Annotated in this window: 16 protein-coding genes; 2 read left to right on the top strand and 14 right to left on the bottom strand. The window is 68.5% G+C overall.

The features are described from left to right. On the top strand, positions 1-391 hold a 391-nt coding region (locus ACFVIV_RS27390; RefSeq protein WP_379201075.1), incomplete at its 5' end, for a hypothetical protein. Between the two features lie 172 nt (positions 392-563). Here the strand turns inward: ACFVIV_RS27390 and ACFVIV_RS27385 are convergent. The 5 genes from ACFVIV_RS27385 to ACFVIV_RS27365 form a co-directional block, all read right to left on the bottom strand. Next, positions 564-2,129 carry a uroporphyrinogen-III synthase gene (locus ACFVIV_RS27385; protein WP_379201074.1) on the bottom strand — a complete coding sequence of 522 codons (1,566 nt, stop codon included), beginning with the start codon at positions 2,127-2,129 and terminating at the stop codon, positions 564-566. After that, on the bottom strand, positions 2,126-3,187 hold the full coding sequence (hemC, locus tag ACFVIV_RS27380) for a hydroxymethylbilane synthase (protein WP_379201099.1): 1,062 nt from the start codon (positions 3,185-3,187) through the stop codon (positions 2,126-2,128). The genes ACFVIV_RS27385 and hemC overlap by 4 nt, the downstream gene beginning before the upstream one ends. 8 nt (positions 3,188-3,195) lie before the next feature. Beyond that, complete coding sequence (locus ACFVIV_RS27375; protein WP_379201072.1) at positions 3,196-4,572, bottom strand: glutamyl-tRNA reductase; 1,377 nt, start codon at positions 4,570-4,572, stop codon at positions 3,196-3,198. Continuing rightward, positions 4,569-5,342, bottom strand: a complete 774-nt coding sequence (locus tag ACFVIV_RS27370; protein ID WP_379201070.1) for a redox-sensing transcriptional repressor Rex — start codon at positions 5,340-5,342, stop codon at positions 4,569-4,571. The genes ACFVIV_RS27375 and ACFVIV_RS27370 overlap by 4 nt, the downstream gene beginning before the upstream one ends. A 494-nt stretch (positions 5,343-5,836) precedes the next feature. Beyond that, on the bottom strand, positions 5,837-6,097 hold the full coding sequence (locus tag ACFVIV_RS27365) for a glutaredoxin family protein (RefSeq protein ID WP_379201069.1): 261 nt from the start codon (positions 6,095-6,097) through the stop codon (positions 5,837-5,839). A 144-nt stretch (positions 6,098-6,241) separates the two neighbouring features. Here ACFVIV_RS27365 and ACFVIV_RS27360 point away from each other — a divergent pair, with 144 nt between their 5' ends. Next, the gene (locus ACFVIV_RS27360) at positions 6,242-7,261 is read left to right on the top strand and encodes an HAD family hydrolase (RefSeq protein ID WP_379201067.1); all 1,020 of its coding nucleotides are present in this window, start codon (positions 6,242-6,244) and stop codon (positions 7,259-7,261) included. A 54-nt stretch (positions 7,262-7,315) separates the two neighbouring features. Here ACFVIV_RS27360 and ACFVIV_RS27355 read toward each other — a convergent pair whose 3' ends face one another. The 9 genes from ACFVIV_RS27355 to ACFVIV_RS27315 all read right to left on the bottom strand — a co-directional run bounded on the left by ACFVIV_RS27355 (position 7,316) and on the right by ACFVIV_RS27315 (position 15,381). Continuing rightward, complete coding sequence (locus ACFVIV_RS27355) at positions 7,316-8,329, bottom strand: lysophospholipid acyltransferase family protein (protein WP_379201065.1); 1,014 nt, start codon at positions 8,327-8,329, stop codon at positions 7,316-7,318. Next, positions 8,326-9,357 (bottom strand): NAD-dependent epimerase/dehydratase family protein, encoded by a 1,032-nt coding sequence (locus tag ACFVIV_RS27350; RefSeq protein ID WP_379201097.1) that lies wholly within the window; start codon positions 9,355-9,357, stop codon positions 8,326-8,328. Before ACFVIV_RS27350 ends, ACFVIV_RS27355 begins: the two co-directional genes overlap by 4 nt. 214 nt (positions 9,358-9,571) lie before the next feature. Then, positions 9,572-9,673 (bottom strand): 30S ribosomal protein bS22, encoded by a 102-nt coding sequence (locus tag ACFVIV_RS27345; RefSeq protein ID WP_003402602.1) that lies wholly within the window; start codon positions 9,671-9,673, stop codon positions 9,572-9,574. A 198-nt stretch (positions 9,674-9,871) separates the two neighbouring features. Beyond that, on the bottom strand, positions 9,872-10,117 hold the full coding sequence (locus ACFVIV_RS27340) for a helix-turn-helix domain-containing protein (RefSeq protein WP_154790969.1): 246 nt from the start codon (positions 10,115-10,117) through the stop codon (positions 9,872-9,874). Between the two features lie 222 nt (positions 10,118-10,339). Continuing rightward, the gene (gene proC, locus ACFVIV_RS27335; RefSeq protein ID WP_379201063.1) at positions 10,340-11,161 is read right to left on the bottom strand and encodes a pyrroline-5-carboxylate reductase; all 822 of its coding nucleotides are present in this window, start codon (positions 11,159-11,161) and stop codon (positions 10,340-10,342) included. A 55-nt stretch (positions 11,162-11,216) separates the two neighbouring features. After that, positions 11,217-12,350 (bottom strand): MFS transporter, encoded by a 1,134-nt coding sequence (locus tag ACFVIV_RS27330; RefSeq protein WP_379201061.1) that lies wholly within the window; start codon positions 12,348-12,350, stop codon positions 11,217-11,219. Between the two features lie 562 nt (positions 12,351-12,912). Continuing rightward, complete coding sequence (locus tag ACFVIV_RS27325) at positions 12,913-13,809, bottom strand: thioesterase family protein (protein ID WP_379201059.1); 897 nt, start codon at positions 13,807-13,809, stop codon at positions 12,913-12,915. A gap of 164 nt (positions 13,810-13,973) precedes the next feature. Further along, positions 13,974-14,471 carry a MarR family transcriptional regulator gene (locus ACFVIV_RS27320; RefSeq protein ID WP_379201057.1) on the bottom strand — a complete coding sequence of 166 codons (498 nt, stop codon included), beginning with the start codon at positions 14,469-14,471 and terminating at the stop codon, positions 13,974-13,976. A gap of 34 nt (positions 14,472-14,505) precedes the next feature. Continuing rightward, entirely contained in the window at positions 14,506-15,381 is an 876-nt protein-coding gene (locus ACFVIV_RS27315; protein ID WP_379201095.1) for a sugar phosphate isomerase/epimerase family protein, read from the bottom strand. Positions 15,382-15,397 lie beyond the last annotated feature (16 nt).

Raw genomic sequence — 15,397 nt, 5'->3', positions numbered from 1 at the left:
GTACAATCGAAGATGTGTTCGATGGGCTCACATCGATATCGGAGTGATGGGAGCCCTGGTGACGACAGGAGGATTGGTCGTGCTCGCAGCCGTAGCAAATATTTCCGATCGAGCGGCAGCCGTGCCCAAGAAGGGGGACCTGATCGATCACGCGTGGCGGCCGCTGGCCAAGCAGCCACTGCCCGCGGGCCGGCCGCGGACCTGGTACATCGCGCACAACCGGCGGCTCAAGGCCATGCGCCTGGCCATCGCCCTGCTCGATGCCGGCGCCTTCAGCCCGGACCAGGCCAGCAATGAGAAGATCCGCGACACCGCCGATTTCATCGGCGTGCACTGGCCCTCGGACGCCACCTGCCGCATGGTCCGCCGCATGATGGCGGCCCAGCGCTGAGCCGCGCCCGGCGGTCTGCGGAGGCGGATGCGTGAGGGGCACATTCACCTCGGCGGCAACCGTAGGGGCGAAAACGGCCGTGCCCCGCACCTTTCCGGTGCGGGGCACGGTCACGTCGGCTATCGCGACCTCGGCCGGAACTGTCGCGGCCTCGGCCGCAACGCATCCGGCGTCAGCGGCTGCGGCGGCTCTTCTTGCGCGGCGGCGGCAGCAGGCCCTCGGCGCGCAGGTGCGCGGCATGCTCGGCGAGCGCCTCGACGAGCGGGCCGACCTGGGCGACCTCGGGCTGCACATCCACGCGCAGGCCGAATTCGATTGCCGTCTCGGCGGTCTTGGGGCCGATGCACGCCACGATCGTGCGGGCATGCGGCTTGCCGGCAATGCCGACCAGATTGCGCACCGTGGAGGACGAGGTGAACAGCACCGCGTCGAACCCACCGGTCTTGATCATCTCGCGGGTCTCCGCCGGCGGCGGGGAGGCCCGCACGGTGCGGTACGCGGTGACATCGTCGATCTCCCAGCCGCGATCGCGCAGGCCCTCGGCGAGGGTCTCGGTGGCGATATCCGCGCGCGGCAGCAGCACCCGGTTGACCGGATCGAAAACATCGTCGTAGGGCGGGAAGTCGGCCAGCAGACCCTCGGAGGACTGCTCACCGCTGGGCACCAGCTCCGGGTTGATGCCGAAGGAGCGCACCTTCTCCGCGGTCGCCTCACCCACGCACGCGATCTTCACACCGCTGAAAGCGCGGGCGTCCAAGCCGAATTCGCCGAACTTCTCCCACACCGCGCGCACCGCATTGGTGGAGGTGAACACGACCCACTGGTACCGGCCGTCGACCAGGCCCTTGACCGCGCGCTCCATCTGCGCGGGGCTGCGCGGCGGCTCCACCGCGATGGTCGGCACCTCCATCGGAATGGCGCCGTGCATGACGAGCTTCTCGCTCATCTCGCCGGCCTGCTCCTTGGTGCGCGGCACCAGGACCGTCCAGCCGTAGAGCGCGCGGGACTCCCACCACGAGGTCTTGGAACGCTTCTCGACCTCCTTGCCGACGGTGACCACGAGCGGGCCGACCATTTCGGAGGCGGCATTGTTGAGCGTCGCCAGGGTGGCGTCGATGGTGCGCTGCTGGCGGGTGGTGCCGCGCACGGTGACCGCGACCGGAGTCTGCGGGGCCATACCGTGTTCCACCAGCGCGCTGGCGGTCTCGGCCAGATGACCGGAGGTGGCGTGCAGCACCAGCGGGCCGGGGGCGGCGGCGACGGCGGCCCAGTCGACCTCGCCGCGCACATCCACCTCGGTGTGGCTGGAGCCCAGTTCGATACCGGCGTAGGCCGGGACCGTGGTGCCCGCGGACAGGCCCGGCAGCACCTCGAACATCATGTGCGAGCGGGTGACCGCATTGACCTCTGCGATGACCGAGTCCGTGGTCAGCGGGTCGCCGGAGACCAGGCGCACCACATCGGCGCCATTGCGGGCCTCGGTGATCAGGGTTTTCGCGACCTCGGCCGGATCACCCAGGGCCGGACGGACATCGACGGGACGCTCGCCGTCGGGGCCCGGCTCCACCGCGGTGCCGATCAGGGCGAGCACGCCCTTGTCGACATCGGGATCGGTGAACGCCAGCGTCGCCCGGCCGAGCACCTCGCGGGCCCGCACGGTGAGGAGCGCCGGATCACCCGGTCCGGATCCCACGAAAAGGATCCGACCGGGGTGCTTCTTCGCGGAGCTGCGGCTCATCGGTTGTTCTCCATTGGGCTGGGATTGCTGCTGGTCTCGGTGTGCTCTCCGGTGTCCGTGACCCCTGATGACGGGTCTTCCTCTGTGACACTGAGCAAGTCGCGCGCCCCCAGCTCCAAGAGCTCGCGCGCCAAAGCGCGGCCCAGCTCCTCGGCATGCTCGAGAGAGCCGACCGCGCTGGCCCGGATCACATCCGAGCCGTCGATCGCCGCCGCGCAACCGCGCAGCGACAACTCCTCCACCACCCGGCCGTCATCGTCGAGCGATTCGACGACCTCGGCCAGCGCACCGATCGGCGCCGTGCAACCGGCCTCCAGTTCGGCCAGCAGCGCCCGCTCCGCGGTAATGGCGGCACGGCTGCCGGCATCGTCGAGAGCGGACAGGATGGTCACGAGTTCGGTATCCACGCTGCGGCATTCCACCGCCAGCGCACCCTGCGACGGAGCGGGCAGCATCTGCACCGGCTCCAGCGCCTCGGTCACCGCGTCCAGGCGATCGATGCGGGCCAGCCCGGCACGGGCCACCACCACGGCATCGAGTTCGCCCTTGGCGACCTTGGAAAGTCTGGTGTCCAGATTGCCGCGCAGCGGGACGATCTCCACGCCGAGGCCGAGGGCCTTCAACTGCGCGGAACGGCGCGGGGCGGAGGTGCCGATGCGCGAACCCGGCGGGAGCTCGCCGAGCACCATGCCGTCGCGGGCCACCAGCGCGTCGCGCGGATCCTGCCGCGGCGGAATGGCGGCGATGGTGAAGCGCTCATCCTGCGCGGTCGGCAGATCCTTGTAGGAGTGCACGGCGATATCGACAGTGCCCGCGGCCAGCTCGTCGCGCAGCGCGGCGGTGAACACGCCCACGCCGATCTTCTGCACCGGATCCATGGACTGGTCGCCGGCGGTCTTCACGATCACCAGCTCGGCCTGCTGGCCATTGGCGATCAGCGCGTCGCGCACATGCCCGGCCTGGGTGAGGGCCAGCAGTGAGCCGCGAGTGCCGATCCGCCAGGGGGCGTCAGTCGTTCCGCGCACTCTCGTCGTCTCCAGCTGTTCGTCGTGCACCATCGCTCCGGTCATGCGGTCGGCCCCTCATCCCCTGGGTGGGCGGCGGTGAAATCGTCGGCCAGGTCCCTGGCGATCTCCATCGGAGCGGCAACCGCCTGCGCCGCACCGGGTTTCAGCTCGAAAAGCTCCCGCAGCGCCTCGGCGTAGCTGTCCCCGCCGGGCGTCGAGGCCAGCTGTTTGACCCGCACCGTCGGCGCGTGCAGCAGCTTGTCCACCACCCGGCGCACCGTCTTGGCGACCTCGTCGCGCTGACCCGCGTCCAGGCCCGGTAGTCGGGAATCCAGGCGCAGCATTTCCGACTCGACCACATCGGCGGCCATCTGCCGCAGCGCCGCCACGGTCGGCGTCACCTCGGCCATGCGCTGTCCGGCAAGGTATTTGGCGAGTTCGTCGGCGACGATGGTGCGCGCGGCGGCGGTGTCGTCGGCGGCCGCGCCGGCCGACGGATCGCGCTGCAGCGTCTCCATGTCGATGACGGTGACCCCGGGCAGTCCGGCCACCGCGTGGTCCACATCGCGGGGCAGGCCCAGATCGCAGATGACCAGCTGCCGGCTCGCGCCCGGAGTGGCCAGCGCGCGATGCACATCGGCGATGCTCACCACGGTGCCGACCGCGCCGGTACAGGTGACCACGACCTCGGCGGCCGCCATGGCCTCCACCAGGTGATCCATGGCCATGGCCGCGGCCGCCACCCCGTGCATGGCGGTGGCCGTATTGGCAAGCCGCTGTGCGCGTTCCAGCGTCCGGTTCACCACGATGATGCGCTCGACCCCGGCCCGCGCCAGCTGCGCCACCGCGAGACCGCCCATGGCGCCCGCGCCCAGCACCAGCGCGGTGCGCCCGGCCAGCGGGCCCAGCACCAGCTGCGCCCGATCCAGCGCCACCGATACGACCGACGCGCCGGCGCGGTCGATGCCGGTCTCCGAATGCACCCGCTTGCCGACCCGCAGCGAATGCTGGGCAAGCTCGTGGAGCGTGCGGCCGGAGGCCTGCTGCGAATCCGAGGCGGCGTAGGCGGCGCGAATCTGACTCAGCACCTGCTGCTCGCCGACGACCATGGAATCCAGGCCCGACGCCACCGCGAACAGATGCTCGGCGGCGGCCTCGGCGTAGCGGACATAAGCGTGCTTGGTGAGTTCGGGCAGCGGCAGCCCGGAATGCTTGGTCAGCAGTTCGCTGATCTCGCCCAGTGCGGGGTGGAAGGCGTCGACCACGGCGTAGATCTCGACGCGGTTGCAGGTGGAGACGATCATCGCCTCGGACACGTGGCTGGAGGCCAGCATCTTCTCGGTCAGCTTCGGGCGGTCGTGCTCGGTGATGGCGACCTTCTCCAACACCGCGACGGGCGCGCTGCGATGCGAAATCCCGACGAGAAGCACACTCATGGCTGGACCACCGCTCCCTTGCTGGTTGTCTCCGTGTGAAACGCGATCACACCCACGGGATCACCCGAGGCCGCCGCGTTCATCTCCTCCGCGGCTTCCGCACTGCGGGCCCGCTCGAAGGACAGCAACTGCATCTCCACGGCCAGATCCACCCGCCGCACCTCGACGTGCGACGGCGCGTCCAACGCGACCGGGGAGAAGCTCAGAATGTGGTGCACACCCGCGGCGACGAGGCGATCGCAGACGCCCTGCGCGGCCGCGTCCGGGGTGGTGATGACCGCGATGGTCGGCTCCAGCGCCGCCACCGCACCCGGTAATTCGGCCACATCGCGCACCAGCAGCCCGCCCACCGAGGTGCCGATAATGCCGGGATCGTTGTCGAACAGGCCGACCATGGCGAAACCGCGGCGGCGGAAACCGCCGTAACCGACCAGCGCGCGGCCCAGATTTCCGGCCCCGACCAGCACCACCCGGTGCCCCTCGGACAGGCCGAGCACATCCTCGATGCGGTCGCGCAGCTTGATGACGTCGTAGCCGACGCCGCGAACTCCATTGGGCCCGAGGAAGGAAAGATCCTTGCGCAACTTGGCGGAACCGACACCCGCCGCGACAGCCAGTTCCTCACTCGATACGATGGCTACACCGTCGTCGGCGAGTACGGCGAGGACCCGGAGATAGGTGGCCAACCGGGCCACCGTGGCCTGCGGGATGTCCTTCTGCAGAGCCCTGCCGGAGACGCCACTCGGCGGCGTCTCATGCTGCTCTGTCACGTCGCTTGCGCTCCTCGTCCGGCCGGGTAGGTGTCCGGGTTCTTTTCTCGACCCGACGCCGGGAGACCGTCGCGGGGCGGTCCTGCAGGCGAGGTCGAGTCAGGTTCAGGGGGTCGCTTCCGCTGCCCGAGAAGGCGGGTTGCGTGCCACCACCGTAACCGCTTGTGAACCCATGCACAAAGTCGGTGAATTCAGTCACTTTGCAGCGGGCTCCGGCGCCAGCCTCATTCAACCCTTTGCAGGCTTAACCCGCTACGCAACGCGCCGGTAACTCCCCCGTTGGGGGAAGGGAGCAGATTCTTGGGGGCTACGCCCCCAAACCCCCAGAAGAAAAAGACGTATTGGGGGCACAGCCCCCCGGCCGGGGCAGAGCCCCAAACCGGCAGGCTCAGCCTGGCCCCGCCCATTTCGCCCCGGCAGGGTGGGGCTTGGCCCTGGCCCTCTTCACCCCCGGAGGGTAAGGGGGTTTGGGGGCTTAGCCCCCATCCCCTCTTTCACCTCGCAAGATCGGCGCGCAAGCGGGGTTCGTCGACGTCGAAGTAGCTGTGTTCGCGGCCGTCCAACAGGACCACCGGGAGGCGGTCGCCGTATTCGGCGCGCAGGCTCGGATCCGACGCGGCGGCTTCGTCCACATCCAGGGTGGCGACCTCGATACCGAATTCGGCGCAGATCGGGCGCAATTGGTCAAGCGCCGTGGTGCAGAGTCCGCAACCGTTGCGGGTCAGCAGGGTCACCTCGTGTGTGGCTTCGCTCATAACCGACATTTAACTCCCCGTTATGTCGATCGCCGTCTACGTTCCGGCCACCGACGGGCGTTACTGTTGAGGATGCCGGTGCATGCACCAACCGGATTGGACTCGGGCTACTGAATGTGTCGGCCAGAACAGGCGGAGGTACTGGTGCCGGAACGATCGAAAGAGGCGAGGACGGGTTTGATCGCGGGCCGATTCGGTGAATTCGCGCCCCGGTGGGCGGAGGGTCTGCAGGACCAGTTCACCCGGATCACTCGCAGTCCGTTCGGTCCGAGCGAGGAAGAGGTCCGCGCCAATCTGGCCGGTGAGGCCAGCGCCGACGCCGCCCTCGCGCTCCACGATGTCGAACTCGCGCTGCACGAGCATGACGACGAACCCCCGGTCCCGCGCGATCTCACCGCGGCCGCGTTCTTCGACGTGGACAACACCATGGTGCAGGGCGCGTCCATCGTGCACTTCGCCCGCGGCCTGGCCGCCCGCAAATACTTCAAGACCTCCGACCTCGTCGACGTCGCCTGGAAGCAGGTGAAATTCCGGGTCACCGGCAAGGAGAGCCATTCCGATATGGCCAGCGGCAAGGAAAAGGCGCTGTCCTTCATCGCCGGCCGCTCCACCGCCGAACTCGCCGCCCTCGGCGAGGAGATCTACGACGAGATCATCGCCGACAAGATCTGGCCCGGCACCCGCGCCCTGGCGCAGATGCATCTCGATGCCGGACAACAGGTTTGGCTGGTCACCGCCACCCCCGTCGAACTGGCCCAGGTCATCGCCAAACGACTAGGCCTGACCGGCGCACTCGGCACCGTCGCCGAAAGCCGCGACGGCGTCTTCACCGGCCGCCTCGTCGGCGACATCCTGCACGGCCTCGGCAAGGCGCACGCCGTCCGCACCCTCGCCATCCGCGAGGGCCTGAACCTCAAGCGCTGCACCGCCTACTCCGACAGCCACAACGACGTCCCCATGCTCTCCCTCGTCGGCACCGCCGTGGCCATCAACCCCGACGCCGACCTCCGCGAGGTCGCCAAGAACCGCGGCTGGGAAATCCGCGACTTCCGCACCGGCCGCAAGGCCGCGAAGGTCGGCGTGCCGACAGCCCTCGCCCTCGGCGCGGCCGGAGGTGCAGCCGCCGCCGTCCTCTCCCGCAAACGCGACGCCAAGGCCAGCTAGCCGGAAAGACAACGGGTGCGGAGGCCGAGCCTCCGCACCTGATTTCTCGATTCCCTAGCCGGTGAATGGATTTCGGCGCTTGGTCAGGTTCTTGTAGAGGGTCCCCTGAATGGTTTCCCGGACCTGGTCGGTGATTTCGAACAACGTCATCGGATCGTCGGCGGCCTCGGGTTCGTACCCACCGGTGGAGATGGGCTCACCGAATTCGATGTACCACTTGGACGGCAGCGGAATCGCGCCGAGCGGCCCCAGATGCGGGAACATCGGGGTCACCGGGAAATAGGGGATGCCGAGCAGGCGCGCGAGCGGCTTGAGATCGGCCAGCTTCGGGTAGATCTCCTCCGAGCCGACGATCGAGCAGGGAATGATCGGCACCCCGGTGCGCACCGCCGCCGACACGAACCCGCCGCGCCCGAAGCGCTGCAGTTTGTAGCGATCACCGAAGGGCTTGCCGATGCCCTTGTATCCCTCGGGGAACACACCCGCGACTTCCCCTGCGCGCAACAGCCTTTCGGCATCCGCCGGGCAGGCCAGGGTATGCCCGGCCTTACGCGCCAGACCGCCGACGATGGGCATCTCGAACAGCAGATCGGCGGCCAGCAGGCGCAGCGCGCGCTGCTTGGGATGCCGATCGTGCACCGCCAACTGCAGCATGAGACCGTCCAGCGGCACCGTCCCCGCGTGGTTGGACACGATCAGCGCCCCACCCACTTCCGGAATGTTCTCGATCCCGGAGACCTGCACCCGGAACCACAGCTCCGACAGCGGCCGCAGCATCGGCAGGATCACCGATTCCAGAAGATGCTCGTCCAGCCCGAATTCATCGACCTGGTAATCACCGGTGATCCGGCGGCGCGCGAAATCCGCGGTGCGGCCGACCCCCTCGGCCAGCGTGCCGCGGATGAGTTCGCCCAGCGACTTGGGCCGGCGCTCTTCGGCGTCGGCGAGCCGATCGGTCAGCGAGGTCACCGGCGTCAGCGCTTGCTCGCCGGGCCAGACGCGCGCCGGGCGGTGCCGCGCCTCGAAATCCACGTCGTGAAGACGAATCACCTTCGCTACATCACTCATTGGTGTGCTCCCGTCCCGGCCCCGAGCAGGCCGAGAAGTCTGTTCTCTGCGGCGTCGATCCAGCGGGGATCGATCACGGGCCGCAACGCTGCGCCCCCTATGAAATCGTCGAATGCCTGCACCGTGGTCCAGCGCGGCTGAAATCCGAGTTCGGTGCGCATCCGGGTGGTGTCCAGACCGCAGCCGAAATGGAAGTAATCGATTTGTTCGGCGGTGAACTCCCGCATCACCGGGCCCATGAGTGTGCGCCCGGCAGTGCGGAAAATCGAATACGGGACCGGTAATTCGATCCGGCCGGCCCGCCGGATGGCCTGCGACAACGCCATGGCGCCGTCACCGGCCACGTTGAAGGTACCGCCCGGTGCGCCCAGGGCGGCGTGGGTGAGCCCGGCGATGGCGTCCTCTTCGTGCAGCAGCTGCATCCGCGGATCCCGGCCCAGGATGGTGGGGGTCACCGGCGAACGGAAGTACTGCACACCGCGATTCGCCAGCTGCGGCCCCACGATCGGCGGGAAACGCAGAATCGCCGTGGAGATATCGGGCCGCCGCCGCGCCAGACCGCGCACGAAGCCCTCCACCTCGATCATGTCCCGCGCGAACCAGCCGCGCGGCGGGGTGCGCGCGCTCATCTCCTCGGTGAATTTCACCGGATCCTTGGCGCTGCACCCGTAGACGGCGGACGAGGACCGCACCACCACCCGGCGCACGCTGGAAGCCTTGCGGCACACCGCGAACAGCTGCATGGCGCCGAGCACGTTCATATCCTTCATGGCGGCTCGGCCACCGCCGGCCGGCGGGCGCGACAGTGCCGCGGGATGCACCACCGTGTCCACCTGATGCCCGTCGATCACCTTGCGGATCAACGGATTTCGAATATCGGCGCGCACGAATTCGGCGCGGCCCATGCGGCGCAGCAGCTCGCGGCTGGGCTGTTTGGCGTCCACGGCGATGATCGTCTCGATGGCAGGGTCGGCCGCCAGCCGGGCCACCACATTGCCGCCGAAGAACCGGCTCGCACCGGTCACCATCACAACCTTGGGCGCCTGCCCGTCCCGAGTGCCCGAACCCACCGCACCGGATGCCAACTCGCAGCCCCCATTTCTGTTTTTCCCGCGCTCCAAGGGTAACCGCGACAACGGGGCTCACCGAAGAGTATTAACCAGGATCTAACGATGAGTTCGGTCACCCGCAAAAAAGCGAAAGCCCGTCACCGAGGTGACGGGCTTCCAGCTACCGCTGTGCTTACTTGCCGAGTTTACGACGCTGAACACGCGTGCGGCGAAGCAGCTTGCGGTGCTTCTTCTTCGACATGCGCTTGCGGCGCTTCTTGATCACAGAACCCATAGGGTTGTTCCTCGCGTTCTACTCGGGTCATCCCCGCGTCCGCGGGGTGCACACTTCCGACCCTGCACAGTCCTTACCCGATACGGGCCGATATGGACCCGACGGCACCACCGGCACGTACAGGATGCCGGTCCATGTTACCGGGCCACTATCCGGCGAACGAAACGGGTCTGGACTGGGCCACCTGGGCCTGTCGTCTCACCCCGCGTCGAAGTAGGACGTCTCCAGGTAGTCGTGCACCGCCTTGGCGTGCACCCGGAAGGAACGCCCCACCCGCACCGCGGGCAGCTCTCCCGAATGCACCAGCCGGTACACCGTCATTTTGGATACCCGCATCAGATTTGCCACTTCGGCGACGGTGAGGAACTGCGTTCCTCCGCCTATGACAGATCCTGCGGTGATTGGGCTGTTTCCGGACCTCGCTTGGCTGTTTCCAGACATCATTGCGCCACTGACCTCCGGCACGTCCGCGCCGCCGGCTTCCCCACCGGCGGAACAGACACGCACGTGCTCCTTGAAGCTTAGCGGGACCAGTGGGATTGCTGCGACGGGTGTGAGAAATCAGCCTTTGCTGTGGGCGAGTCGGCCTCGGCAGCAAACTAGCAACCGAGCGGTACGCCGCCGTCCGCATAGCCGCTGGCAGCGCGACCGCCGTACCGAATAACGTTAGTCCGCGGCAGCGCCCTGTTCGGCGGAACGGCGTTTTGCGGCATTGAGGGCCTCATGGAAGGCCGAGCGCACCGCGCCCCGCTCGAGTTCACGCAATGCGGCGGCGGTGGTGCCGGCGGGCGAGGTGACCGCCGCGCGCAATTCCACGGCGGACTGGCCGGACTCCTCGAGCAGCGCGGCCGAGCCGAGCATGGTCTGCACGACCAGCTGGGTGGCCACGTCGCGGGTCAGACCCAGGCCCACGGACGCGTCGATCATGGCCTCGACGACCAGGAAGAAGTACGCCGGGCCGGAACCGGATACCGCGGTGACCGCGTCCATCTGCGATTCGCTGACGGTCACCACCTTGCCGACCGACTCCAGCACCTCGGTCACCAGCGCCAGCTGCTCCGGGCGGGTGTAGCGGCCGGGGGCGATGGCGCTCATGCCCTGGCCGACCAGCATCGGGGTATTGGGCATGACCCGCACCACCGGGAAGCCGGCGGGCAGCTTGGCCTCGAACCGGGCGGTGGGCACGCCCGCCGCCAGCGACATGAGCACCGCCTCGCGCTCCTGTTCGCCGATTTCGGCCTTCTGCAATTCGGTGAGCACGCCGTCCACATCATGCGGTTTCACCGCGATCACGATGAGATCGGCGCCGATCGCGGCATCGGCGATTTCAGCGGTGACCCGAATCCCGAATCGCTCCGCCAGCAATTCCGCGCGCGCCTTCATCGGCTCCACCGCGACCAAATCCTTGCTGGCCCGCCCGGATTCGAGCAGCCCCGCGATCAACGCCTCGCCGATCCGGCCGCCGCCGATCACCGCAATCCTCGTCATAGGCTTCTAGGCTAGTCCGCGCACGCCGGGGAACTCGCACGGGATTGCACCAAACTCATCGGTGGTCCGGCCAGGTGCGGCCGGTCACGGAATGCGTCGCAATCACCACGATCACCAATGCCGCCGCGCCGCCCGCGAGCAACAGCACCGCCGAGGGCGAGCTGTGGTCCACGATGACGCCGCCGGTGAGCGCGCCGAGGGAGAAGGTGGCCTGGAAGGACGCCGTGAACAGCACCGCCGCCGCTTCGGGCGTCTCGGGTGCGGCCTTGACGAACCACGTCTGCGTCGAGACCGGGACCGCGCCGTAGCCGATTCCCCAGACGATGAGCAGGGCCAAGGCGCCGATTTCCCAGCGGCCGAGAATCGGGAGCAGCAGCATGGCGGCGGCGATCAGCGCGGCGACCACGCCGAAGGTCAGGCGCGGCCGGTGCGCGACCGCCGTGCCGCCGAAGAAGTTTCCGGCCAGACCGGCCGCGCCGTAGACCAGCAGCAGGACTGTGACGGCCGCGGAATCGACGCGGGTGACCTGTTCGAGAAACGGTGTCACATATGTGTAGGCGCCGAAATGCGCGAGCACGATGAGAAATGTCAGCAATAGGGCATAACGGATATTCATGCCACGAAACAGGGCGCGCAACACGGCGACTCGGGTCGCCCGGCCGGCGGGCAGCGACGGCAGGAATATCAGCAGCAGGCCGAGCATCGCGGCCGACAGCACCGCGAGCACCACAAAGGTCATCCGCCAGCCCGCGAGCTCACCCAGAAGGGTGCCCGCCGGAACGCCGACCACCGAACCCAGCGGCACCGCGGCGAAAATGACCGAATTGGCCCGCGCCACCGCGGATTCCGGCACCAGCCGTTCGGCCAGCCCCGCCGCGATCGACCAGAACCCGCCGATCGTGATGCCGACGAGCACCCGCGACGCCAGCACCACCCAATACGCGGCCGCCACCGCCACCAGCACATTCGCCAGCACCAGCAGAAATATGAACAGCCCCAGCATGTGTCGGCGATCGATGCGCGCCGTCGCCACCGTCACCACCGGCGCGGCCACCGCCGCCACCAACCCGGGCATGGTCATCATCAACCCGGCCATGCCGTCGGAAATCGCGAAATCACCGGCGATCGAAGTGAGCAGGCCGATCGGCAGAATCTCGGTGGTGATGATCGCGAACAGCGCGATGGTCACCGCGACGACCGCGAGCCACCCCCGCCGTGATCGCGCGGGTACGGGAGTCTGGGAAGAGATCAGAACCGTGGACACGCAGCCCAGTTCACCAACACTCGCGGCGCAGGTCCGGCGGGTTTCCGACACCACCGTGACGCCCGAATCCGCACGCGGCGAAGCGATTCGACCCGCACGTTCACATCACCATCCGGGCGCGAAGCCGCCATCCCGACGGCCGCCCGCCATCACCTCGGCGGACTGCCCAGCGTCATCCCGGCGGACCGCCCAGCGTGATCCCGGCGGACGGCCCAGGGTCACCCCGGCGGACCGCCCAGCGTCATCCCGGCGGACCGCCCAGCGTCACCCCGGCGGACCGCCCGTCGTCATCCCGGCGCGTCTTTGGCCGGGATCCATACGCCCAGTGCGCCAACACATGCGGTGGATTCCGGCCAAAAGCATGCCGGAATGACGACTGGTGGGCGACGCCGCGACCGCTGGCCTTGTCCAGCGCGATGGGCGGCCTTGTCCGGCGCGATGGGTGGCCATGCCCGGCGCGATGGGCGGCGAGGACCCGCGAGTACGGCTATTGCGCTTGCGGAACCAGGGCCAGCTGGCGGCTCTGGGCGACCAGGGCGCCGGTGGAGTCGATGACGAGCTGGTCTTCGTCGAACATGCGGCCGCCGACTTCGCGGCTGTGGGCGATGACGCGGAGCCAGCCGGGGGCGGGGCGGCGGCGGAGGTAGGTGGTGAGCTGAACGGTTGGGGCCCAGCCGAAGTGGCCCAGGTTCATGGGGACCGGCGGGGACATGTCGGCGGCCATCATGGCGAAGTAGGCGGCGACGTCCGGATCCTGTTCGTCGCCGGGGCGGGGGCGGATCCACAGGCGCAGGCGGGGTTCGGATTTCTCGCCGGTGAGGAAGCGGGCCCACTGGGTGTCGATGGCGGCCGAGGAGCCCTGTGCCACATGGACGATCTTGCCCATGGGGTTGTCGTCGTCGTAGGCGAGCGCGTCGGCCGGGGGCTCGGCGGGCATATCGCCGGCGTGGTCGGCGGTGTATGCGGGGGTGGTGTCGTCGAGGTGGCTGAAGGTGAACGCGGTGTGCACGAGGGTGCGGTCGTTCTGGATGAGGCTCGCGTCGATCAGGCAGATCTGGCGGCCGATCTTGCGGGTGCGGACCTCGTACTCGACCACGCCGGGATCGGGGGCGCCGAGGAAGTCGGTGCTCGCGGCGATCGGGAACATGGCGGCATGGCCGGGGGCGGTGCGGCGCAGCCATTCGGTGGCGGCGGCCGCGCTGCCCGCGACCATGGTGCCGCCGTGCAGCTTCTTGCCGATGGTCCAGGTCGGTTCGATGACACCGGCGAAACGGCCGATGCCCGGATCATTCGAGGGCAGTTCCGCCAGCGCGCACACCCGGCTGAAGGGCGCGTCGTCCACGCCGCCGGCCTGCCCGAGGTCGACGGTCAACTCCGCTGTCATCCCGCTCGGTCCTTCCAACTCTCGGTGCTGTCCGGGGCTTCGCCCTCGAACCCTCCGCTCTCGGGGTGTTCGGGGCTCGGTCCCACCCCAGTGGCTGACCCAGGGGTTTATACAGCGTATAAGCGGAGCATGCCGGATGGTCCGTGGGATGAATCACTCGACGGCTACACCGGGTAGCGCTGCAACCCCGCTTCGCCGGAGACATTGCGGATCATCTGGCGCAGCACCTTCACGGTGGTGACGTAGTCGGCGTCGTCGATGCCCGCGTGGATCGCGGCGCGAATGGCCGGCAGGTCCGCCTTCACCGCATCGTGAGCACGGCGGCCGGGGTCCGCCAGTCGCAGGCGGCCGTCCGCGTCGCGGATGAGCAGGCCGCGGGTGACGAGATCCTCGGCGTCGGGTTCCGGGCGGTCCTGCGGGAGCAGATAGGTGCTCATGCGCTCGGTCAATTCGGCCAGGGTGAGGCCGGATTCGGCCTCGGCGGCCGTGGCCAGATCCTCCGGGTGCAGGTTGCGGATGATCCAGTACTGCGGCTGGGTGAGGCCGAGGTCGGCCAGCCGGCCGCGGATGAAGGCGATGACTTCGGTGTGGGCGGCATCGGTCCACATGCCGATGGGGAGACGGGCCAGCGTGGCGTCGTCGAGGTCGGTCGTCTGTGTCATGACAACCACTATGCACCCTCAACCATTGTTGAGGTCAACCGCGGTGTGCGCCAGAGGGTTCCGGTTCGGGGGCCGCGGCCGGTTCGACGTCGTTGAGGTGCTTGCGGGCGAATTGGAGGGCGCGGTTGAGCATGGCGGCGCGGTCCATGGTGGTGCGGGCGGTCTGGGTATTGACCTCGATGACGGCTTGGCCGTCGAAACCCTTGTGCACCAGCATTTCGCAGAGTTCGGCGACCGGCTGGGTGCCCTCGCCGGGGATGAGGTGCTCATCGGTGGCGGCGCCGCGGCCGTCGGCCAGGTGCAGGTGGGTGAGGCCGGCGCCCATGCGGTTCGCCAGGGCGATCGGATCCATTCCGGCGGTCGCGGTGTGCGAGGTGTCCAGGGTGTAGTGCCGGAAGCCGCGGTCCGTCGGGTCGTAGGAGGGACTGAAGGTGGTGATGGACGGACCCGGTCCGCCGCGGCGCTCCAGGCGGCGGATGGAGGTGGAGCCGCGGCCGAAGAGCGTGTCGGCGCGCATGGGGAACATGTTCTCCACGGCCACCGCCACCGGGCTCGAGCTCTCCAGTTCGGCGACCTGCCGCGCGAAGCCCTCGGCGTAGCGGCGCTGCCAGCGGAACGGCGGATGCACGACAACCGTTGCGGCGCCGAGCGCTTCGGCGGTGTGCACACTGCGGGTGAGTTTGGCGACCGGGTCCGAGCCCCAGACCCGTTGCGAGATCAACAGGCAGGGCGCGTGAATCGCCAATACCGGCACCGAATACTTGTGCACGAAGGATTGCACGGTCGAGATGGACTGACTGGCCGGTTCCGCCCACACCATGAGTTCGACGCCGTCATAACCCAGTTCGGCCGCATAACGGAATGCGGCCTCGGTGTTTTCCGGATACACCGATGCGGTCGACAATCCGATCCGGACTTCCCCACGG

Origin of the sequence: Nocardia sp. NPDC127526 (assembly GCF_042672265.1) — a bacterium.
Lineage (GTDB): Bacteria > Actinomycetota > Actinomycetes > Mycobacteriales > Mycobacteriaceae > Nocardia.
This window is presented reverse-complemented; position numbering and strand designations above follow the sequence as displayed.